The organism is Facklamia lactis, from assembly GCF_015863205.1.
In the GTDB taxonomy this organism is placed as follows: domain Bacteria; phylum Bacillota; class Bacilli; order Lactobacillales; family Aerococcaceae; genus Facklamia; species Facklamia lactis.
Genome location: NZ_JACBXQ010000003.1, coordinates 14,399 through 37,155 on the forward strand (window position 1 = coordinate 14,399; position 22,757 = coordinate 37,155).

Consider the following 22,757-nt stretch of genomic DNA (forward strand, 5'->3'; position numbering starts at 1 on the left):
TCATCTCCCCTTCATATTTAGCATAAATTCATTGATTAAATTAATATCTTTCTTATCCAATAAAGCACTTACTAATAATTGTGGAACTCCAACCTCAGGTAGTTTCACAGTAGTAAGTATAAAATCTACTTCTTGACACTCGTAATTGGCTATCTCATCAGTTGATAAGACATCTATAATTTTGAGGGTAGGAAAATGGTTTATGACCCTCGTTTTCAACAAATGAGAGGTGCCAATTCCTGTATTACAAACTATTAATACGTTAAATGTTGCCACCAATTTTTCTATCGTATTTTGAAAATAGATAGAAATAAATCCAATTTCATCATCCGTAAGATTACAAATATTATTTGTTTTGATATTCTTTATAATCTTTTTTAATGTCTGAAATATATTCTTATATTCAAGCTTTATTTCTTTAATAATAGGATTAATTATGATCACACCATATTTCAGCCTATTCAAAAGTGGTTGAATATGAAGCAAAAGTGAACGCTTTAAAGTTATTTCCTTTGAAAATGGTACGCCTGTTTCTACTTCCATTTTATAAATAATTTCATTCACAATCTTTGCAGTAGAAGCGTTAGGCTTAATCTTAATATCGTTTTCCTCATTTTGAATAATTGATCTATTAATTACTTTTCGTGAAGATACTAAAAATGCATAGACGTACGAAATTTCAACATCCCTAATATTAATACCAAACTTTCTTTCGATTTTATTAATAATTTCTTTAGCTAATTCATACTCGACTTTCTTAAATTCATTAATTTCTTGCCAATTCATTTCATAATCTGCTTTATCATACCTCTTCAACATAATAACTAAATGTGTTAGCAAGTTCGTATAATATGGATTTTCTACCAAATATTTGTTTTTTTCTAAACAGCTAGATAAAATATCATCAATTGCTTGAATACTTTCTTTAGAAAATTCGTTTGTCATTAACTCTAACGACTCTGAGTTAATGTTATTAAACAAAATAGAAGATTGATTATATATTAAGTTCTCATTCACAATTTTCATCAAATATTTTCTAATTTCTACTTCAGAACCTTGTATTGAAGTTCCTGTATTTTCCTTCTGTAATAATAAATTGGAATCTGATAGCATCTCTTCTATAAAATCTAAATCATTAGTTATCGATGATTCACTTACATAATATTTTTCCGATAGTTTCTTAACACTTATTTTTTCAGGTGCTAATAATAATAAGTGATAAAGAATTAAAGCTCTCCTGTGTCTTGTATAATTCCCATTATTATTCTTATTTACAAATAAATTATTTACATTATCAATATATACCTCAAAGTTAAGTTTATATCCTTTCCCTTTACTGCTCTCAATTATATCTGCTCCAAAAACTTCCCTAATCTCAGCAATTGCTCTGTATACTGTTTTAGTAGATATATTTTGGTTTGCTGCAATAATTTGTGAGGTTGTATAATCACCTTCTTCTAGTAGTTGACTTAATATATTATTTGCAATATTAGAAATCATTAATTATCACCTACTTACTTTAAGTATCTATTTACATTGTAGCGCTTACAATATAATTTGAAACACCATTTAATGTCAGTTACATTGGACATTGTATTGTCATTTAATTCTTTACGATCTCAATGTACAAAAAGCATCACGCTTAAAACGTGATGCTTTTTGTACATTGACTCTATAGTAATTAGATTTTATTCCTACTCTGCGACCAAATCACCAATTTCACCTATCTTCACAATTGGCACTTATCTATACAAAATCTTCGACACTGATTTTTTCTTCCAATTTATCATACCAACATATTTTGATGTCTATCTATTTTTTGACTCCTCCATAATATCAATTCCCCTTGAAGCGCCGATTCTATCAGATCCCAGTCTAATCATTTGTATCGTTTCATCAAAATTTCTTATTCCGCCACTTGCTTTAATCAATTTTGAATTGCCTATTATTTCTTTAATAATTTTAATATCATTTAAAGAAGCTCCTCTCGTTGAAAAGCCAGTGGATGTCTTTACAAAATCTGCTTTACTTTCTTTCACTATTTGAGATACTTTTCGAATTTCTTCTTCAGTTAATAGAGCTGTTTCAATGATTACTTTAACAATAATATTATCAGGTATAGCATCTAGAATTAAATCAATCTCTCTTCTCACTTTATCAAACCATTGATTTTTTACCCATCCAATATTTATTACCATATCAATTTCATCTGCTCCATCAGCTACAGCTTTTTTTGCTTCAAATACTTTTATATCAGTGTGATTAGCCCCTAAGGGGAACCCAATCACTGTACAAACTAACACTTCTGAATCTTTCAAAATATTTGTACATACTTCAACCCAAGTAGGATTAATGCAAACAGATTTAAATTCATATTGAATTGCCTCTTCACAAAGCGTTTTAATATCCGCTTCGTTAGCATCTGCCTTTAATAAAGTATGATCAATATATCTGTTTAACTCCATTTAAAGATTCCTTTCCATTACTCGAGATGTGCGTCAACATTGTCTTGTGTCACCACTTCATTATCTAATAAAACCATTTCTTCAATCTTTTTACCTTCTAAATGGTCATAAGCAACCTTAAGAATTGACTCCCCTAAAAAGTAAGGTGGTTCAGCAACGGTCGCATTGATCGATCCACCTTTGATCCCTTCTAATGTTTCGTCTAAACCATCGCAACCAATAACTATGATTTCGTCTGTTCTACCTGCTGCTTCAATTGCTTCCATTGCTCCTAATAACATCTCATCATTCGCAGCGTATAAACCATTAATTTCGGGGTTTGCTGTTAAAATATTTTCCATAACAGTTAAAGCTTCAGCACGATCGAAGTTAGCAGATTGTTGAGAAACAATTTCCATATCTGGATTTTCACTTATGATACTATTGAACCCTTCTGAGCGATCTTGAGCTACGTTAGTTCCCATAATCCCTTGTAATTCTACAACTTTACCTTTACCACCTAATTGTTCTACTAGATATTCACCAGCCAATTTACCAGATTTAATCGCATCATATCCAATATGAGAAATAACTTCTCCTCCATTTGTTTGACGATCCATCGTAAACACTGGCACTCCTGCCTCATTTGCTAACTCAACTGCCGGAATAATAGCATCCGAATCAGTTGGGTCAATGATTAGTGCGTCGGGACTTTTAGCTAAAATATTTTCAATATCAGTTAATTGTGTTTCTGGACTATTTTGTGCATCTGTAACAATTAGCTCTATTCCTAATTCTTCTGCTGCATCCTTAACTCCCTCAGTAACCGTAACAAAAAATGGGTTAGTTTGAGTATTCATGGACAAACCAATCGTATATTTATCTTGCGCCTCTACGTGCAGAGTAATCATTCCCAAAATGGCCCCCATCATCAACATAGCTGCAACAACTTTATTAACATATTTCATTTTTTTATTCTCCTTTTAAACTTGATTTTTTTGTAATTTCATTCATTTTTTTATCAAAAACAACAGCAATTAGAATAACTAAACCTTTAACAATATGTGTTGCATGAGGATTGACATTCATAAGAGTAAGAATATTGTCTATTAATCCCAGTATTATTGCTCCCGCTATAGTTGGTAAAATAAAACCAGTTCCTCCACTTAAGCTTGTCCCTCCAATGATAGCTGCTGCAATCGCATCCATTTCTATTGCCTGTCCTGCAGTTGCCTGAGCTGATCCTAGCCTTGCAGTTAAGAGAATCCCAGCAATTGAACTTGTCAAACCACTAATGATATAAACCATCCATTCTGTCTTTACCACCTTGATACCTGATAATCTCGCTGCCTCCTTATTACCTCCTATTCCATAAACCTCACGACCATATACTGTGTAATGCAGTATAATGAAACCTATAATAAAAATAATCAACATAATAATAACAGGCATGGGAACCCCAAGTAATGACCCCTGCCCCAAGAATCTATACGAATCTATCCTTGCCGAAATCGGAGAGCCATTTGTATAAACTAGAATGATCCCTCTAATTAAAGTCATCGTAGCTAAGGTTACAATAAAGGCTGGAATTCTTACTTTAGAAATAAAATACCCATTTACTACACCTGCAATCACCCCAATAAAAATCCCACTTAATACCGATAGTAATAAACTATTTGTGGATACCATTACACTTGCTGATATTGCTCCTGAGAGCCCGAGTATTGATCCAACGGATAAGTCTATTCCTCCTGTCAACACTACAAAGGTCATACCTGCTGCTACAGTCCCAAATACAGCGACCTGTCTAAGTACATTTAAAATATTATTTGAACTTAAAAAACTCGGTGAAAGTAATGCTGCTAGAATAATCATGATTACCAACAATACCAAAGACCTATAGCGATTAAATTTTGATAGTACATCTAATTTTGATTTCTTTTCCATTATTTGACACCTCCAGATGCATAAGCCAACAGTTCCTCTTGCGTCGTATTATCTTTTTCCTTTTCAAGCACAAGTTTTCCATCTTTTAGAACTATAATACGATCACACATTCCTATTACTTCCTCTAGATCAGAAGAAACTATAATGACACTCACACCTGAATCCGTTAAGATATCAATTATCCGATAGATTTCTGCTTTTGCTCCCACATCAACCCCACGTGTTGGCTCATTGAACATAAATACCTTTGGAGTGTTATTAAATACTTTTGCAAACAATACTTTTTGTTGATTACCCCCACTTAAATTATTAACAATTTGTTTATTAGGGTCTGAAACTTTTATATTCAATTTTTTTATTAGGTCGTCTACAACCCGCTGTTCTTTCCCAAAGTTTAATAGCTTCTTATTTGATATTTTATCTAAGGAACTTAATACAATGTTATTATTAACTGTAGCATCAAGTACTAGCCCATCTCGTTTTCTATCTTCGGGAACCAAACCAATCCCATTTTTTATTGCGTCATAAGGAGAATTAATGTTAATTCGCTCTCCATTTAATATCATTTCACCGATTTTTTTGTTCGATGATCCATAGATTAATTTAGTGAGTTCATAATTACCAGACCCTAGTAAGCCAACAACACCTAATATTTCTCCACCTTTAAGTTTAAAACTAATATTATCGACAATTTTTCCTGACAAATTATTGACTTCAAAAATATAATCAGCCGTTTTAGGCTTTCTGACAGGGAATAGAGAGTCCACATACCGACCAATCATCATCGCAACGATTTCATCATAATCGGTTCCTTTTGTTTCTTTTGTGTCAACATACTGTCCATTTCTTAGGACCGTAATTCTATCACTAATTTCAAAAATCTCATCCATCCTATGAGAAATATATATTACTGCTATACCTTTGCTTCTCAGTTCTTTTATCATAGTAAATAGGGTGCTTATTTCTTCTTCAGTTAAAGCAGCGGTTGGCTCATCTAAGACAATCACTTTTGAATTTAGAGACAAAGATTTAGCGATCTCTACCATTTGAGCCTCTGCAACACTTATTTCACTAACCACTTTATGAGGGTCAATATCAAAACTCAACTTATTCAGAATCGCTTCTGCATCCATAAACAGCTGATTCCAATCGATTATAAAGCCTTTTTGGGGAAGTCTACCAATAAATATATTTTCTGCAATGGTTAATTCATTAACTAAGTTAAATTCTTGATAAACCATTGATATTCCTTTGCTTACTGCATCTACAGTGGAATCAAATTCGCATTCAACACCATTTATAAATATTGTGCCTGATGATTGCTTTTGTGCACCGGATAATATTTTCATTAACGTGGATTTGCCTGCACCATTTTCTCCACAAAGGGCATGAACTTCACCTTCTCTCACCGAAAAACTAACATTATCTAGAGCCTTAATACCTGGGAATTCTTTAGTTATTGAGTCCATCACTAAAATATTATCCTTTAATTCTCCCATCATTCCTCCTCCTCAAAAATAACTAATATGCACAACCACAAGTAATGATTATATTTGTATAACCTGTAAACTCTCCACTAAGAATTATGGCTTTCGATTGCTTAGACTGTTCTTTTAAATCAACATGTGGAATATAGTCTATTTCTAGCCCTTCAGGCAAAATTGAAATAGATTTTTGTAAAAAATCAGGACTGATATCTTTAGCTTCATTAGCAAAGGTAGCCTTTTCTATAACCAGTACTTTAACTATTTCTTCTAAAACTTTATGAAATCTTGGCTCATTTTCAATCCATCCCAAATCAATACGTGTAACTCCCTCAGGAACAGGAAGACCTGCATCACCAATGATAATGGTGTCCATATGCCTTACTTCTCCAAGTAATTTAAGTAACTGAGGATGAAATATACCTTTTTTAATCATTTTCTACCTCCTTTTAAATTTGTTCTGATAAAAAATTATCAATTTCATTTCTATTCGGCATTGCTGGTGTTGTCCCCATTTTTTTAACTGATAAAGCCCCAACTGCATTGCCAAACATTGCTGCATTCTTTAAACTTTTCCCTTCAAGCAAACCGGTTAATAATCCTCCATTAAAAGCATCACCGGCACCCGTTGTATCAACTGCCTCAACTTTAAAAGCTGGTATGATACCTATATATTCATCAGAATATATATAAGCCCCCTTCTTACCAAGCGTTATAACAACATTCTGAATTCCTTTTGCCATTAATTTTTTGGCAGCAAGCTCAGCATTCTTTTCGTCTGTAATTTTTATCCCCGTTAAATACTCAGCCTCTACTTCGTTCGGTGTCACTAAATATAAACCTTTTAATATTTCATCACTAACTGGTTGAATAGGCGCAGTATTTAATATAATTTTTACATTACTTTCTTTAGCTATTTGCATTACTTTTTCAATTGAAGATACATTTGTTTCTAGTTGAAGTAACAAATAATCAGCATTTTGGATCAAATTTTGAACAGACTCTATATCTTTATCTGTAATATGGCTACATGCTCCTGGAACTACTAAAATCTGGTTTTCACTAGTATTTTCATCGACTGAAATAAGTGCAATGCCTGTAGGATGTTCTTCAGATACCAGAATATTTGTTTGATCCATTCCTAACTCTTCCATTGTTGATATCAAAACTTCTGAAAATAGATCTTGACCTATCTTTGTTATCATCTGTATATCTGATCCCGATTTAAAAGCTGCGACTCCTTGATTAAACCCTTTACCTCCAGGGCCCTGCTTAAAATAATTTCCAAATACTGTTTCTCCTGGTTTAGGTAAGTGATCTCCTCTTCCCATTAAATCAACTACAAAACTTCCAAATACAACACCTTTCTTAGACACACTAAGTCCCCCTATTCATTAATTATTAATTGTGTTTTTAAAACAATGTTCTCGAATTTTTCGCTCTCGATACCCTTAATTTTCTTTAACATCAACTCAGCAGCAACTTGCCCCATTTCAGTGGTAGGCCTATCGACATATGATATGGGCAACTCAAACCACTGAAACATTTCTAAATTATCGAAACAAATTAAAGTAAGATCGTTAGTTAAGTCCACTTTATTCTCAACTGCATATTTAATACTCCCTAAAGCCATTAAATTATTCATCACAAAAATCGCATCTGGTGCAGTAGAGGATTCCATTAATTCTTTTGTCAATTTATATCCACTATCAAATTTAAAATCTCCAGTCTTTATCAAAAGTTCATCAGCATTAACATGATAATCTTCTAAGGCTTTTATAAAACCACAATATCTTTCAAGACCTGGTTTGGTATTATGAAGTCCAGTAATCGCTCCGATACGCTTACAATTTTTATTAATTAAATATTGCGTCGCCTGATATGCCCCCTTAAAGTTATCAACATATACCCCTGAATTTTCTATATCCTCTAAATCTCTATCAATATATACAAACGGCATACCTGCTTTATTATATTTTTGAACTAAACCAGTAGATAAAGAGTTTACCCTATGCACCGGTGTATAAAAAATCCCCGCTAAATTATACTGTCCCAGCGCCCTTAAATGAGAAACTTCAATATCAATATTTTCATCACTGTTTAGTAAAATAAGATGATATCCTTTTTGATTTATAACTTTGGTGATCCCATCAATTATTTGTCCAAAAAATGAATTTGTTATATCTGGAACGAGAACTGCAATATAATTAGATTCATTTTTACTCAAATTGATTGCATTAATGTTGGGAACATAATTATATTTCTCAATAATCGCGTTGACTTTTCGTTTAGTTGCGTCACTAACATTTCCTTTTTCATTTATGACTCGCGATACTGTAGCTACTGAAACTCCTGATAATTGTGCTATTTTCTTTATATTCATGGTTACTCCTGTTTGTAACCGGTTACATTATGGTTTAAAAAAATATTTAAACTACTAAAACGATATCGAACACTAAGTAACCGGTTACATTTTTATTTATATTCTCACTATAACGAATCATTTAAAATGTGTCAATATTTATTTTTGATTCCTTTAATGTCTTTTTCATTTATAACAAAAGTATATACGGGTGATACGACTATTAAGTTTCTTAATTATTTATAATCAAAAACAATATACGACATTATAACTATCGCATATTGTTTTTGATTCCTCATTTTATTCATTCTTTATTAAGATGGATCTATGCCTTAACTATTCTTCTCCTATAATATTGATACCTTCTTCGGTCTTGGGACTACCCACTTGTATTTTATATCTTTTAGGGTCTCGATTATGATATTTTGTCCACTGGTACCATCCACCATCATACACCTTAATATTTGCCCATCCATTTTCTTTAAGTATAAAGAAAATTGCCGCAGCTCTCCATCCTGCTCCACAGAATAAAGCAACTTCTTTATCTTTAGTAATTCCCCACTGCTTCCATTCTGTAAATAGCTGATCTAAATCACAAAAGTTACCTTCTTCACTTAAAATATATTCAACATTAACTCGATCAGTGCTTGCTTTAGCATAGACTGAGCCTAGTGGAGAACCAGTCCCTTTAATATACGGGTAACCACTTTTGGTTCCAATATATTCTTCCCAACTTCTAATATTAGCCAGAACAAAATTTGGGTTCTCACTCTGTTCTTTAATGACTTCAGCAGGGGTTGAAATAAGAAATTCAGGTCTTCTCGGAACTTTACAGCCAAAATCTGTTTTTGGAACGATACTTTTGATCTCGGCTGTAACTTCAAAGCCTGCATTTTTCCAACTATTAATTCCACCCAATAAAATTTTCACATTGTCAACACCTAGCCAATATGCAGCTAGTGCGACTCTACTTGATGCAATAATACCATCTGAATATACTACAAGTAATGTCTTACAATCTATGCCTTTCTTTAAGAAAACATCCTTCAATTTGTCTGCTTCATATAAATTTAAATCCGAATCTTCACCCTGAAGTTCTTCTTTATCAATTTTAATGGCCCTTGGAATATGTTCATTGTTATACTCTCTTTTCTCATTATCATCTTCTTTGATATATTCATTCATTCCATACGGCATGTCTAGAATTACAAGATTTGATTCATTTAAATGATCTTTCAACCAATTTACATCTACAAAAAATTTATTCATCATCATTTACTCTTTTACCTGTGAATCATCTTCATAAAATTCAAATACACCAGGTAATTTTTCTTCTATTTCACTTTGGACCTCTTCAATTTTAAAACATTTAGCATAATCTACTGCCCAATCCTCAGTTGCAAACTCTGACTTAACAATAGGCCCCATTGGATAATTAATCATCACATTATCTCTTATTATATAGTTGTCAGGGATCAATCCAGCGTTAGACATATGCGTAAAAAAGACAGTTGCGGCATCCACATCCTTTAATGATGAAACAGTTTGTTGTTGTTCCATATCTACGATTTTAACGTCTTTTAGATATTCTTCAATATCTACTATAGTAGCTGATTCTACATTATCGCTTACTTTAATGAATCCAGCTTCTTCAAGCATTCGCAATCCCACATTCATGTTCATTGAATCATTCATTATTGCAATGGTTGCACCATTTGGGATTTCTTCAACGGTTGTATACTTCTCAGAATATAACCCAATACCCGTATAGTATCCATAAGGTTTTACAACTTCAATTTCAACCCCTTTTGTTTTACTAAAGTTTTCAACAAAAACTTTATGTTGTCCTAAGGAAATATCAATTTCCCCTGCTGCAAGGGCTTCTAGTAATACAGGATTTGTATCAAACATTATCGCTTCAGTTTTATAACCTAATTTCTCATAATGATCTTTAATTGCTTCATAGGTGATATTTGAAACTGAAGTGACCCCTATTTTGATAGCCTTTTCTTCCTCAGCACTTACTATATAAATTTTAAATAGAGAACTAGCACACAAAATTAAGCCTAGAAAAGTAAATAACAATTTTTTCATTTTTACACTCCTACTGTATTTTATTTTTTAATTTATTACCCACAATCTGAATGATTATTACTAATACTATTAGTAAAGCAACAATAAAATACATCACTCCATAGTCAAAGAGCTGATAACCATAAGTTAAAGCAACAGCACCTAATCCTCCAGCACCTATCGCACCTGCCATGGCAGTCATATTTAACATATTAATAATCAAGATAGTGAAATTATCTATCAATTGTGGAAGCGCCTCTACTAACATGACTTTTGTGATAATTTGTTTATTGGTAGCACCAAAAGACCTTGCTGCTGTGATGACTTCCGAACTTACAGTATTTAAAGCGCTCTCTGTCATCCTGCCGGCAAAAGGAATACTTCCAATGCTAATTGATACTATAGCAGGCCATATTCCAATCGTAGTGCCCACCAATATTCGAGTTAATGGTGATAATGCTACAATCAGTATCATGGTAGGAAAGGATCTTATCATATCCGTTCCCCTGCTAAGGACCGCATAAATGGATCTATTTGGCTGTAACCCCTTTTCACTAGTAGAAAAAAGGATAAATCCTAATACTAGTCCTAATAAGACAGTAAAACTGGCAGAAATAATTAACATTTTTAAAGTATCAAAAATCGCAGGTATGATAACTGTCGGGAGATAATCCATTAAACGTGTGGATTCAAACATTAAAACTCCCTCCTTGTATAATCATCTAAAAAAATATCTGGATAATTTTTTACAACTATTTCAGCGTTATCCGCAGCAAGCAATTCTCCTGATTTTAGAAACGCAATATGAGTGCAATAAGCTTTAGCTATCAGCATATCATGCGTCACAATGATTACAGTAACACCCAGTTCTTCCTGAATTTGGTTTAATAAATCCATAATCATTATTGAATTTTCAGGATCCAATGCAGAGGTACATTCATCACATAATAGGTACTTTGGCTGACTAGATAAAGCTCTTGCTATTGCAACCCTCTGTTTTTGTCCTCCACTTAATTCACGTGGCCTCTTATGTAAATGCTTCTCGATATCCACTAGTTTAGCTAATTTATATACCCGCTCTTTTATATCATTTAAATCATAATTCCACAGTTCTAATGGTAATGAAATATTTTTATAAACTGTTTTTTGCTCCAACAAAGCAAAATTCTGAAAAATCATCCCCATATTAAACCTTTGTAGTCGGAGGTCTTCTTCAGCTAGTTCCTTAACATCGAATTTATCGATAATAACTTGGCCTTGTTGAAAATCAGTAAGTTTATTCATACATTTTAATAATGTCGATTTTCCAGCTCCACTTTCACCAATTATTCCATAAAATGACGAATCTGGTATATTGAAGGATATATCTGATAATATAACATTTTGATCAATTGTCTTATTTAAATTCTTTATTTCAATCAATTTTTCCATAATCTCCTTCCAATCTTTTATTCCACTAAAACAATCATTTATTATATTTCCTCCCTTCAATACAAATTAATATTATGTTTGAGTATATTTAAAATCAAATCAACAATCATAATAAATACGTCAAATATGTCTATTTTATATGCTCATAACATTCTCATGATAACTTGTATCTCGTTTCTGATTTATTTATTAATTTAATATATTCTTGTTCTACAAATTATCCTTATGCCTTTGTAATAGTAAAAAAACACCACGTATCAAACGTGGTGTTTTGTGCAATTATATTTATTGTATCTATTATTTCTCTTTCACTCAGTAGCATAAGTAACAAACTGCTTCTATCCTGAAGTTAATCTTACTCTGTAATTCTCAAATAATAACCATCTGGATCTAAAACAACATATTTCAAAGGATGTACATAAGCATTACCAAACCTAAATACCCCTTTTTAAATTTCTTTAATGAACATTGTAATTTTTGAGCGAAATTATACAATAGAATATATATATAAATTAAAATAAAGAGGTTTAGTTTAATGAAGAATAAAACAGAAACTAACATTATTAATTCGTTATCTATTACCAACAAAAGACGCTACATGTTACTGTCCTTTCTTTTAGTCATATTGATTCAAGGAATCGGTTTAATTCCGCCATTAATCATGCAAAGAATTATCGATCAATGGATTCCCAACAGAAACATGAGCCGAGTCATTCAATCAGCCATTCTTTTTCTATCAATTCCCCTTATAATGGCTAGTATTAATACCTACTATAAATATTTTATCGCTGTACTAGCTCGAAGGTCTGGACGTCAATTAACAACAAAAGCTTTCAAGAATGTACTAGAACAGAAGCTCACATTCTTTGACCAAACAAACAGTGGTGAGTTAGCCACCTATATACGTCAAGAGACCATTCGCTATGTCATGTTTTGGATTGCTGATTTACCACAAATCTTAGCTAACTTTATCATTAGTATCATTATCGTGGTCTTTGTTTTTAACTTACATGGGTCCTTTGCTCTCTTATTACTCCTTTATTTCCCTCTCGCATACTTTCCTAGCAATTATTTTGCAGAGAAAGTCCAAGGTATGACTCAACGAGTGATTAATTGCAATGGCCGTATGACTCAAATCATCACAGATAGTCTAAGATCTATCCGCTTCATTAAAGCCAATCAGTTAAAAGAACAACAAGTCAATCAATTACAGGATACACTGGATGACTCCATTACAATTTGGGGGCGGATCGCTTTATTCGATAATTTGAGTGGCTTATGGACTAGCAATGTCGTCAACCAAATCTTGACCGGTGTCATCTTTATCCTTTCTACTATCTTTGTTATCCAAGATCAATTATCTATCGGAACCATCGTCGTTCTTTTGTCTTACCTCACTGTCTTTTATGCAAACGCTAACAATATTTTAACTACCAATTATCAGTTCAAAAAGCAACTGGCTGAATTTAAACCTTTAGCTGATCTTATCAACCTAAAAGATATTGAAAATTCAGGATCCAAACCTTTTGACCCTCAGCAATCGATCATTTTTAAGGATGTCACCTTTAGATACAATCAGGATCGTGAACTGATCTTCCAGGACCTGTCGCTGAATATTCCGATTGGTAAATGGATCGGAATTATTGGTAAAAGTGGAATCGGTAAATCAACTATCCTTGATCTACTCCTCGGATTTTACGCAGTAGAAAGTGGTGACCTATTAATTGATGGTATCCCAATTGATCAATACGATCTCAAGAGCTTGCGGTCTAAAATGGCTTATGTTTCTCAAGACCAAGTTCTCTTCCCTGGAACCATTCGCGAGAATTTATGCCTAGTCAAGCCTCAAGCAAGTACACAAGAACTTACAGATGTTTTAAAAAAGGTTGATCTCTATCACTTCATCCAAACCCTACCTCAGGGGCTTGAGACACCCGTCGGTGAAAGTGGAGATTTATTAAGTGGTGGGCAAAAACAACGACTCAATCTTGCCCAAGCCCTACTCCGCAAGACACCCATTCTTCTTCTTGATGAAGCAAATGCAGCCTTAGACCAAGCTACCAGTCTATCAATTAAAGAGACCTTGACCCAACTCAAAGAGACCAGCAACTACACCATTATCTCAGTCAGCCATGATCATAATTTTCTTTCTGAATGTGAGATAATATACACACTTAAAAACAAAGCAGCGGAAGTGCTTAAACCAACATACGAAATTGAAAAAGAATCTCGGCTTTAAATCGAGTACATCAACATTGAATATCGAATAAACTCTCCAGATATATTATGTACCTATGATGAATAAGCATTCTAAGTCCTTTTAAATTTTAAACTTTAAATTAAAACATTATCTCAACATAACAAGTCCCCTAAATCTTTATGCGGATCTAGGGGCTCTTCCCATATTTAAAACTAACTAAAACAACACAAAAATCATCTCATCTGTAACTCAAATTTTAAATTTTAATGATTTCGTATTAAAGCAATAGGAGAACAAATGTATAAAAAACTATAATATATATTATAGTATACAAAGTTTAATTATCACGAGTAGAAATATAAAAAATTTCTTCAAAAGTTTTTTCTAGTGCTAAACATAATAAATACGCTAATTTTGCTGATGGTGTATATTGACCCGTTTCTATTGATGATATTGTATTTCTTGATACTCCAACCATTTTTGATAAGGCTTCTTGAGTTAACTGTAATTCTCTTCGTATTTCTTTTAAATTATTTTTTAGTTCTAGCTTCTCATCCATACTAAAGATCCTTTAAAAAAATTACTGTAGCGCTTATTCCTATTACAAACAATAGAAAAAAAAGATATAAATGTTTATTTTCCCGCTTTATATAATATTTATATAGTTCACCTGCACCGATGGACAAACAAAGCATTGCTAAAATATCAAAAAAAGGTAAATTATGGGAGTCTCTAATTGCAGAGATAAACCCTGCAATAGCAATTAACATCCTTGAAATCCAAACACTTGATTTATCATTCACAAAAATTTCTCTTTCATCATTTTTTTCTCTTTGAGCCATTTTTAAAACATCCTTTTTATCCATCTTAATCCTCCTTTGCCAAGTTTACTTTATATATATTATATATATGAAAAGTAAACTTGGCAATATTATAAATTAATTATAATAAAAAATCAGAATGCCAAATGCATATCTAATAATTATTTTGCTTATAATTATATATTTTGTTTAAACGTAAAATATAATCACTCTACTTAAAAACAAATTTTCTAACTTTGAGTACTTAAACATTGATAATAGCAATATTTAGTATTCCCTCTTTCTATTAATACCTATTTCATCACCAATAACATCTATATCTTTCTTGAACCATAGTCTAGTTGTCTTCTTCCAGAATTTTTATTTCCCTTTGAAGACTCCTATTATTCTCCTTACCTTTTTATACTAAAAAAGGTTATTGTAAGACCAATATAACAAAACAACAGCTCATAAACCCCTGATACAATTGGGTTTATAAGCTGTTTTTTTATTTATGTTATCTATTCTTGTGTTCTATTACTTTTTACAACACGGCATAAACCTTGCTATTAAGCAGTTATAGCTCCAAATGTGATTACTCCAATTCAATAGATCATATCGATTTATATTGGATATAGTTAATTTTAATCTTTATTATTACGTGTTTTATTCATATTATATATACAATTCTGTTTTATCAAAACTTTTTGGGTCAAAATTGGGTCATACATATATATAATTAATTACATTTAGACTTTAATCATAATTTTTTATTAAAGTTTTCATTTCACAAAATAGATATACCCATAGTTTTACAAATAAAGTTACACAAAGAAATATAACACTATAACTAGGGCAATTTAATATTTTAAGGTTGATGATTTGTCCAACATGGAATATCATAATCTTCAACCTTATCAACTACTATAGCAACCGAATATTTAGCTCTAGTTAACGCTACGTATAAAGCTGAAATTGACTTATTAGCTAGTGTTTTGGTTCTATCTTTTAGAAATTCACTAAAGGGTCTAGTTGAGTATATCAGTGTCCTATCAACAGTTAATCCCTTTGATTTTCCAAAATTTACAGAAGGTATTCCATCCGGCACCTTCGTTCTAATATCTGTTCTTAAGACAAGAGGTGTATATTTTTTATAATAATCCATCACTTGATCTTTATTAATAACGAAAACTCCATCATGACCAGTAACCTCTAAATTATTTGAAATGGTACGAAGAAAATTTAATTTCGGTGGAATGACTGAATCTGCAAAATCTATAATCTGTTGATTACATCGCCAAGTTTCATTTTCATTGCTAATAACAACTTTTCCACTGTTCTCAATATTTTTATACCAACTTATTTTATTTATACCGTTAAACTTTTTATATTTGGTATCCAATCGACTTGTTTGATAAATAGACTGTCTGACATCACCAACTCCAACTATTCTAATTTTAGATTTAAACAAAAGATTAATGATATCTAGGTCATTTCCAGCTAAATCTTGTAACTCATCAATGTAAATTTCATTATATAGTTTTTCTAAACGATCAATCCAATCTCCATCTCCAGCTTCAATAATTTTATTTGAGAATAGGTTAATTCGTGAACTATAAACTTCACCATCTTTGCTAATATAACGATTAATTCCTTTCAAACGCGAGGTAAAGTTGTCATTTTCCAAAAATTTAAACCCAGTTACTTTTAAATTTTTAACGTAATCAGAAGAATACGGATAAATAATATGATGTAGTAAGAATTGATACCATCCGACAATAGTGACTTTATTTTTCATTATTGTTTTATTGATTCTTTGTCTTAATACTTCTTGCCCAGTTGAAGTATATGTTATTACTAGAATTTTTTTATCTTTACCTTCTTGAATTAATTCTATTAATCTTTGTGTTTTTCTTCCCCCAGCAGGAGCAAAAATAATTTTATTCCTCATCATAGTTCTCCTATAAAGGTTACAGCTTCTTCTATATATGAGGGAATTTTTATTTTTTCTTCACTAAGTGAAATATTTAATGCGATCGAAGTCTTATTTTTTTTCATATATTCATCAAGCTTATTTGCATCTCCATCAAAAGAAATAATTTTTTTAAATTTATCTAACTCATGGAAATTTGCTGATATCAATTGTGGTTCAAGAGTTTGTCCAAATTCTTTATCTCCGACGAATATCTGCCGAAATCCATCCTTTAAAAATTCAGAAGTGTCAGCTTCCCAATAACTTTTATCACGTTTATCAGCATCTCTTAAAACGGCTACTGGTCGATCTAATGCTTTGCACAATTCTAGAGCACGCTTATAACTTATTCCAGTAGTAATCACATCTATTCCATCTTCCAAAGGATATCTATCATGTACTTGAAAATAAGCTTTATTAAAAATCATTTCATCAGAAGGTCCCTCCACTAATACCAATTTTTTTGCTAATACAATTCTTAAAGTGTCGAATCCAGATGCTTTTTGATAAAATTTAATAGTTTCATTAGACAGCGATTCAAAATTCGCTAAATTACCATCATAAATCATTGTAATATTATTTAATCCTAAACGATTCATTACATACGAACTATGTGTTGTAATGAATACCTGACTATCTGTAAGATTATTTTGGATGATAGTGATTGCCTCGTAAAGACTAGTATGTGACAAATGATTTTCTGGTTCTTCAATAAAGTAATAATTATTGTTTTCTTCATTATCACTAATTGATAAATATAGTTTCATTAGTAACTGTTGTCCTTCTCCAGAATAATTAAATGGCACATCATTAACTTGAGGAACAATCGAATTATCCCAATTAGAGAAGGGAGATTGATCCATACCTAATTTTAAATTTCCTGAAAAATTTCCTTCTTCATTTTTTATTCTTTCATTAACATTTTCTAAAAGAGAATTAGTTAATTCATAAACAGATTTTCGATAATTTGCAGAAATATTTGTTCTTTCAGAATCAGATAGCATGTTTTCAATGAGTGACCTCAAGCGATAATCCATTCCCCTAAAGGTTGATAATTTTTTACTATCAACATTAGCTACTCTAATATCATGAGGCTTTCTACGAATCGGTTGTCCATGGAACCCCTTCCATTCGACTGTGTAAAATTCCGTTGGTAGTATAGCTGGAACATCGTTACTTAAATACTGCTTAAAATCTGAAAGGTATTCAGGATCTGGTAAAATCCTTAGAAGTATTCCCGGACAATCAATATTCAGAGAATTAACTTTACCTCTCAGAATTTGTGGCTGACTTTCCTTACTAAAAAAAACTTCAATACTAATTTCAGGTGGAACAGTTTCTTGTGGATTACCCTCAAAGAATTCACTAACCACTTGGTTGTTAAACAAATAAGGATTAAGCTCATCTACTAACCATTTTCCGTTTAATCGACCAGTTAAAGCTAGATTAATGGCTTCCAAAAGAGTGGACTTGCCTGCTTGATTATTCCCAACAATAACATTTAATCCAGAACTCGGATTCCACTTAATCTGTTTAAATTTCCGATAATTTCTTATTATCACTTGTTCAATCAAAAAATTACCCCCAACGTTTTATTGTTACTATACAATAGTATTTATGTATAACTTTTTTAATCCAGAAAATTTTTATAATTTGTCAAAACTCATTTATCCAAAAAGATATTTCAAAAAAGAGTAGTTATTTTGACCTACTAAATAACCTTAACTATATTTTTTTCGTAAGAATTCATTCCCACCTTCATTGAAGCAATTGTTCTACTCCAATCAATTTCCATTTTTCCAATTCCTAATGTAATCATTGATCCCATTTGCCCCCCCTTATTGCTTATTGATATTGGGGAAATATACTTGAGACATTATTATTATTTTTTCATCTTCAGGATTTTCAATTTGAGTGTCAATTATTTTTTTCATTAATGCGATACAAAATTTAATACCAATCTCTTCAGAAATAATATCCTTTAAATAAATATTTTTTCCTTCATCATATTCACTTGGAAAAACTACTGAAAAATAGGTCATTTTTTTCTTTTCCACTTCCCAAATTCTATATTTCACTTCCGGTTTATCGTCAATTTTATACTCTGTTACCTTTGATAGAAACTTATCTATTTGACTAACTCTATCCCATGTTGCGAGGTTTTTATTTATATAAACTTCATCCCATGAATCGAAAACCGGAAAATGAGATAACAAATTCCTGATAAAATTAAATAAATTATCCGCAATAATTCCTTCAAAAAAGGGCCCTCCACCTTTTTTTTTTCCATTTTAGGTATTCTTTAATTGGTTCATAATTACAAATCTCTTTATAAATTGAGAAAGCCTCTCTCAATTTATAAAATCTAATCATTGAACTTTGCTGAATGAAGCTATCATCAAGAATTTCATTATATAAACTGTAGAATCTGTTATAAAATAAAGTAAGTACTTCAGTTTCCTTTTCATTTGGCCGTTGTTCATTATTCATAACTCTCACTCCAGGTTATTATTCTTTAATATATATACTAATATAAAGCTAAATAAAAACTAAAATATGTTTTATTTCTCTAGTGGATAGATTAAAACCCATACAGATCGTTACTATTGCGCTCGTATTAATAATGACAAGAAATTCTATTGTAAAATTCCATATTTAAGTGTTAATATCATTTCTTACAAGTACTACTAATGAACTCGAAACAAAAAAACGAGCTTTAATCTTTTTAAAATCTTATAAACGTTATTATTACAAGGTATTCACTATTTTGCTAATCCCATTTATTCTTTACGGGTATTTTATAGTCTCCTAGATATAACCTTTAAATGCATCACGCATCTAAATAACTCTTTCAATCACTTTGTTCATGAGCTCTGGATAGTTATCTTGGTTATTAAAATTCAAGCTTGGAATCAATGTTTTAATTCTGGAAGCTTTCTTATCATCCATTCTTTCCCAATACATTTCGAAATTTAAATTGTCCTCAATTTCATCTTTATATTTTAATATGTTATCGTATAAATCTTTATTGTCAGGTATGTATAGCTCTACACCGATATATCCAGCTTTATTGACTAATGTTATGCTGATGTGAGCATCACTTGTTCCTATAGCAACATCATACCAATGATCTGTAATCGCTTTTCTAATGTTAAAAGGCTTTCCGTTTTCAGTAACCACTCTATTAAAATCAGTCCAAAATTTTAGTCTGTCAGCGTGTCTTTTTGATAATTCACCTTCGTTAATGACGCTTTTAATAAAATCATTTGGTTTTTCAACAATTCTGAACATAGGTGCTGGTTGTGAATCACCATTCTTGTATGCTTTATTTTCTAATAAGAAGAAGGAAATTTCTTTTACCATATTATTATTTAGCCATTCAATGGTACTTTTATGCTCTTCTCTTGCTTCCTTTACAATCCAAATAATAACATTAGCATCTAGTTCTGAAGCATAAATAATAATTTTCCCTAAATGATCATGATTAGTTGACTCAAGTTGATTTTCAATAATAACTTTCAACCCCGTTGTCTCATCTATTGCCACTATATCACAACGATACGAACCAACATAGACTTCCTTTTCAAAATCAGTTAATGTTAACCCCACAGTATCGTTCAATAATTCAATATTCTCTTCTTTAGCTAGCCAGTTCGAAAAATCATATTGCTCATGTACCCATAAATCTCTTATATTAACTTCTTCTAATCTACCTAGTGCTCAGTTCGTTATCATTTTTCACCTACCAAGATATTTTTATAATCATAATACTGTACCTAATTTTTCACATAAATATTTTATGATCAGGTGTCAAACGAAACTAATCTAAATATTGATGTTATTTTGTAATGTAATGAGGGTTTTTCTTTTAATTTTTTGGGTTTCGACTTTTTCTATGGTTATTGACCCTATTTTTATATAGTAAAAATAAAGAACTCTTATTTTTGGTTATTTTTGACAAACCATAATGTCTATTCTTTCTTAAAACGGATTTCTTTATATCCTGTTTTTTCAAAACAAACAATTGTTCAAAAAATGAAAAAGCTAATAATGATTTTTGAACCGTTAAATAGTCAACCTGATTATCGTTAACTCTTCCATGCATATAAAGATTTCTATTTAGTGGCAACACCCCATTATTATATAATTCTTCTATATCTGAAAATCTTTTAAAGAGATTAACTTCAAGATAATTTTTTTCATGAAATTCTTTTATATAAGTAATTTGTTTAATTAAATCAATTAAATATTGATTTTTGATATTTGTTAAATCAATAAATTCCCTAAAAGCAGGCTGATTAGTTTTTACTTTTGCTAAGGTAGATCCTTCTTCAGCTAATTGCATCTCAGTTAAAATATACTCTATTCTCTCTATGCAAAAAATCACCATCAACTTGTAAAAACCTAGTTTCTCTAATTCTTGTAATTTGTTAATTTCATGGTATGTTCTCAAAGATAAAGGAATAAAATCATAAGTTGTTTTATTATGCTCCTCTTCAAAATATTTCAATAACTCAATTAAAAAAATATCCGCATCCTGCTGATTTTCAAAAGGCACTGCCACGGCTGAGATGAAATCGATATGAGTCAAAGGCGGATATATATCATATACTAAACAATACGCAATTCGCTTCTTTTTACTATCGTTAAGAGAGTCTATAAGCCCAGTAAAATCTATTTTCTTCATAAATGAATTTACACTTTGAAGTATTTCACTTACGGATTCAGAAATACTTGAAATATTAATTATTGCTTCTTTAAAATTTTCATTGAAATTTACTGTCATAGGCTTAATCACTGTTATCATTTCACTAAAATTATAAGTTGGTAATTCAATAACATTCTTATAACTATTTATTATTTTACCTACTGACTTCATGTAATTATCACTTAAAGGTAAAATAGGATTCGGTATTAAATTACTATTTACTTTTGGTAACTTTAAATCATCGATTATCCCTTGTGAGTCATTAAAACATTTATGTAATTCTGGGACATTTATGGTGTCTAATATTTGTTCTTCCGGATTATTTTTACTTTTATTATCCATTAAAGTCTCCTACTCTGTAAATAATATATATAATAATTATCAATCATACTATTAATAATCATACCATATTTCCCTTGTGTTTTTATCAACATTTGGTCAGATTATTGGTAAAAACCAAGAATAATTATCGGTGGGACTCTTATAAAAGACAAATAACCCTGAGAACATTCTCAAGGTTATTTGTACTAATTTTGACTTTAGTCGGTTGAGCACGCTTTTCGTGCGAAACATAAACCACCCGCTATGCGGGTGCGCGACGAAAGTTATACAAAAATATCTCCTTAAATAGTAAAATGTTGGTGTTCAAGCCTCATTAAACTAAGAAAGGAGATATAAGAATGGCTAATAAATCGTATAGTTTAGCCCACACAAAATGGATGTGTAAGTACCATATTGTGTTCATACCAAAGTATAGAAGAAAAATAATATACAATCAATACCGAGAAAGTCTTCGCGAAATATTAAAAAGGTTATGTCAATACAAGGGGGGTAGAGATAATAGAGGGACACTTAATGCCAGATCACGTTCACATGTTGGTGAGTATCCCACCAAGAATAAGTGTATCAAGTTTTATGGGATATTTAAAAGGAAAAAGTGCGATGATGATGTTCGATAAACACGCCAACTTGAAGTATAAATTTGGAAATAGACACTTTTGGGCGGAAGTGTATTATGTAAGTACAGTCGGACTCAATGAACAAACCATTCGAAAGTATATACAAGAACAAGAAAAACATGATAGAGCGTTAGACAAATTAAGTGTTAAGGAATTTGAGGACCCCTTTAGGGGTTAGGGTTTGGAGTGATACCAACGCCTCTTGAGAGGCAGGTGACGAGTCAAGTGCACTGAGGCTTGATCAAAGTGAAAGCCCGCGTCTTGAGGCGCGGGCAGGTTTTTGAGCCTTATAGGCTCAGAGCAAACCACCGTTAGACGGGTGGTGCTGATTTTATTACTTACTATATTTATTCAATTCCCATTCTTCTCCTCAAGTC

Annotated in this window: 20 protein-coding genes and 1 pseudogene; 2 read left to right on the top strand and 19 right to left on the bottom strand. The window is 31.5% G+C overall.

The genetic code is table 11. The annotated features are described in order from the left end of the window. The 12 genes from HZY91_RS05535 to HZY91_RS05590 form a co-directional block, all read right to left on the bottom strand. Complete coding sequence (locus tag HZY91_RS05535) at nt 1-1,500, bottom strand: BglG family transcription antiterminator (RefSeq protein WP_197115286.1); 1,500 nt, start codon at nt 1,498-1,500, stop codon at nt 1-3. 308 nt (nt 1,501-1,808) lie between these two features. Further along, nucleotides 1,809-2,465: a deoxyribose-phosphate aldolase gene (gene deoC / locus HZY91_RS05540; protein ID WP_197115287.1), complete on the bottom strand. Its 657-nt coding sequence runs from the start codon at nt 2,463-2,465 to the stop codon at nt 1,809-1,811. Nucleotides 2,466-2,482: 17 nt separating this feature from the next. Continuing rightward, nucleotides 2,483-3,412: a sugar ABC transporter substrate-binding protein gene (locus tag HZY91_RS05545; protein WP_197115288.1), complete on the bottom strand. Its 930-nt coding sequence runs from the start codon at nt 3,410-3,412 to the stop codon at nt 2,483-2,485. A gap of 4 nt (nt 3,413-3,416) precedes the next feature. Beyond that, nucleotides 3,417-4,391 (bottom strand): ABC transporter permease, encoded by a 975-nt coding sequence (locus tag HZY91_RS05550; RefSeq protein WP_197115289.1) that lies wholly within the window; start codon nt 4,389-4,391, stop codon nt 3,417-3,419. Next, the gene (locus HZY91_RS05555; RefSeq protein ID WP_197115290.1) at nt 4,391-5,890 is read right to left on the bottom strand and encodes a sugar ABC transporter ATP-binding protein; all 1,500 of its coding nucleotides are present in this window, start codon (nt 5,888-5,890) and stop codon (nt 4,391-4,393) included. The genes HZY91_RS05550 and HZY91_RS05555 overlap by 1 nt, the downstream gene beginning before the upstream one ends. Nucleotides 5,891-5,912: 22 nt before the next feature. After that, nucleotides 5,913-6,311, bottom strand: a complete 399-nt coding sequence (rbsD, locus tag HZY91_RS05560) for a D-ribose pyranase (protein WP_197115291.1) — start codon at nt 6,309-6,311, stop codon at nt 5,913-5,915. Nucleotides 6,312-6,324: 13 nt separating this feature from the next. Next, nucleotides 6,325-7,251, bottom strand: coding sequence for a ribokinase (gene rbsK / locus HZY91_RS05565; protein WP_197115292.1), 927 nt, complete (start codon nt 7,249-7,251; stop codon nt 6,325-6,327). An 11-nt stretch (nt 7,252-7,262) separates the two neighbouring features. Further along, nucleotides 7,263-8,258 (bottom strand): LacI family DNA-binding transcriptional regulator, encoded by a 996-nt coding sequence (locus HZY91_RS05570; RefSeq protein WP_197115293.1) that lies wholly within the window; start codon nt 8,256-8,258, stop codon nt 7,263-7,265. Nucleotides 8,259-8,573: 315 nt separating this feature from the next. After that, on the bottom strand, nt 8,574-9,506 hold the full coding sequence (locus tag HZY91_RS05575; protein ID WP_197115294.1) for a sulfurtransferase: 933 nt from the start codon (nt 9,504-9,506) through the stop codon (nt 8,574-8,576). Nucleotides 9,507-9,512: 6 nt separating this feature from the next. Beyond that, nucleotides 9,513-10,331, bottom strand: coding sequence for a MetQ/NlpA family ABC transporter substrate-binding protein (locus HZY91_RS05580; protein ID WP_197115295.1), 819 nt, complete (start codon nt 10,329-10,331; stop codon nt 9,513-9,515). Between the two features lie 10 nt (nt 10,332-10,341). Beyond that, complete coding sequence (locus HZY91_RS05585) at nt 10,342-11,007, bottom strand: methionine ABC transporter permease (RefSeq protein WP_235991505.1); 666 nt, start codon at nt 11,005-11,007, stop codon at nt 10,342-10,344. Continuing rightward, nucleotides 11,007-11,741, bottom strand: a complete 735-nt coding sequence (locus HZY91_RS05590; protein ID WP_197115296.1) for an ATP-binding cassette domain-containing protein — start codon at nt 11,739-11,741, stop codon at nt 11,007-11,009. Before HZY91_RS05590 ends, HZY91_RS05585 begins: the two co-directional genes overlap by 1 nt. A gap of 535 nt (nt 11,742-12,276) precedes the next feature. On the opposite strand from HZY91_RS05590, the gene HZY91_RS05595 reads away from it, so the two are divergent. Beyond that, nucleotides 12,277-13,980 carry an ABC transporter ATP-binding protein gene (locus HZY91_RS05595; protein WP_197115297.1) on the top strand — a complete coding sequence of 568 codons (1,704 nt, stop codon included), beginning with the start codon at nt 12,277-12,279 and terminating at the stop codon, nt 13,978-13,980. Between the two features lie 298 nt (nt 13,981-14,278). Here HZY91_RS05595 and HZY91_RS05600 read toward each other — a convergent pair whose 3' ends face one another. From HZY91_RS05600 to HZY91_RS05630, 7 genes are all read right to left on the bottom strand, one after another. Next, nucleotides 14,279-14,500, bottom strand: coding sequence for a helix-turn-helix transcriptional regulator (locus tag HZY91_RS05600; RefSeq protein ID WP_197115298.1), 222 nt, complete (start codon nt 14,498-14,500; stop codon nt 14,279-14,281). A gap of 1 nt (nt 14,501) precedes the next feature. Further along, nucleotides 14,502-14,807 (bottom strand): DUF6442 family protein, encoded by a 306-nt coding sequence (locus HZY91_RS05605; protein WP_197115299.1) that lies wholly within the window; start codon nt 14,805-14,807, stop codon nt 14,502-14,504. A gap of 802 nt (nt 14,808-15,609) precedes the next feature. After that, entirely contained in the window at nt 15,610-16,692 is a 1,083-nt protein-coding gene (locus tag HZY91_RS05610) for a UvrD-helicase domain-containing protein (RefSeq protein ID WP_197115300.1), read from the bottom strand. Continuing rightward, nucleotides 16,692-18,287, bottom strand: coding sequence for an ATP-dependent nuclease (locus HZY91_RS05615; RefSeq protein WP_197115301.1), 1,596 nt, complete (start codon nt 18,285-18,287; stop codon nt 16,692-16,694). The genes HZY91_RS05610 and HZY91_RS05615 overlap by 1 nt, the downstream gene beginning before the upstream one ends. A gap of 264 nt (nt 18,288-18,551) precedes the next feature. Further along, nucleotides 18,552-18,929: a hypothetical protein gene (locus HZY91_RS05620; RefSeq protein ID WP_197115302.1), complete on the bottom strand. Its 378-nt coding sequence runs from the start codon at nt 18,927-18,929 to the stop codon at nt 18,552-18,554. A gap of 622 nt (nt 18,930-19,551) precedes the next feature. Continuing rightward, on the bottom strand, nt 19,552-20,334 hold the full coding sequence (locus tag HZY91_RS05625; protein ID WP_218958245.1) for a DUF4268 domain-containing protein: 783 nt from the start codon (nt 20,332-20,334) through the stop codon (nt 19,552-19,554). A 247-nt stretch (nt 20,335-20,581) separates the two neighbouring features. Continuing rightward, a complete protein-coding gene (locus HZY91_RS05630; RefSeq protein WP_235991612.1) occupies nt 20,582-21,763 on the bottom strand; it encodes a hypothetical protein in 1,182 nt (393 codons plus the stop codon). A 338-nt stretch (nt 21,764-22,101) separates the two neighbouring features. On the opposite strand from HZY91_RS05630, the pseudogene tnpA reads away from it, so the two are divergent. Next, nucleotides 22,102-22,558, top strand: a pseudogene (tnpA, locus tag HZY91_RS05635) (IS200/IS605 family transposase). Nucleotides 22,559-22,757: the final 199 nt, after the last annotated feature.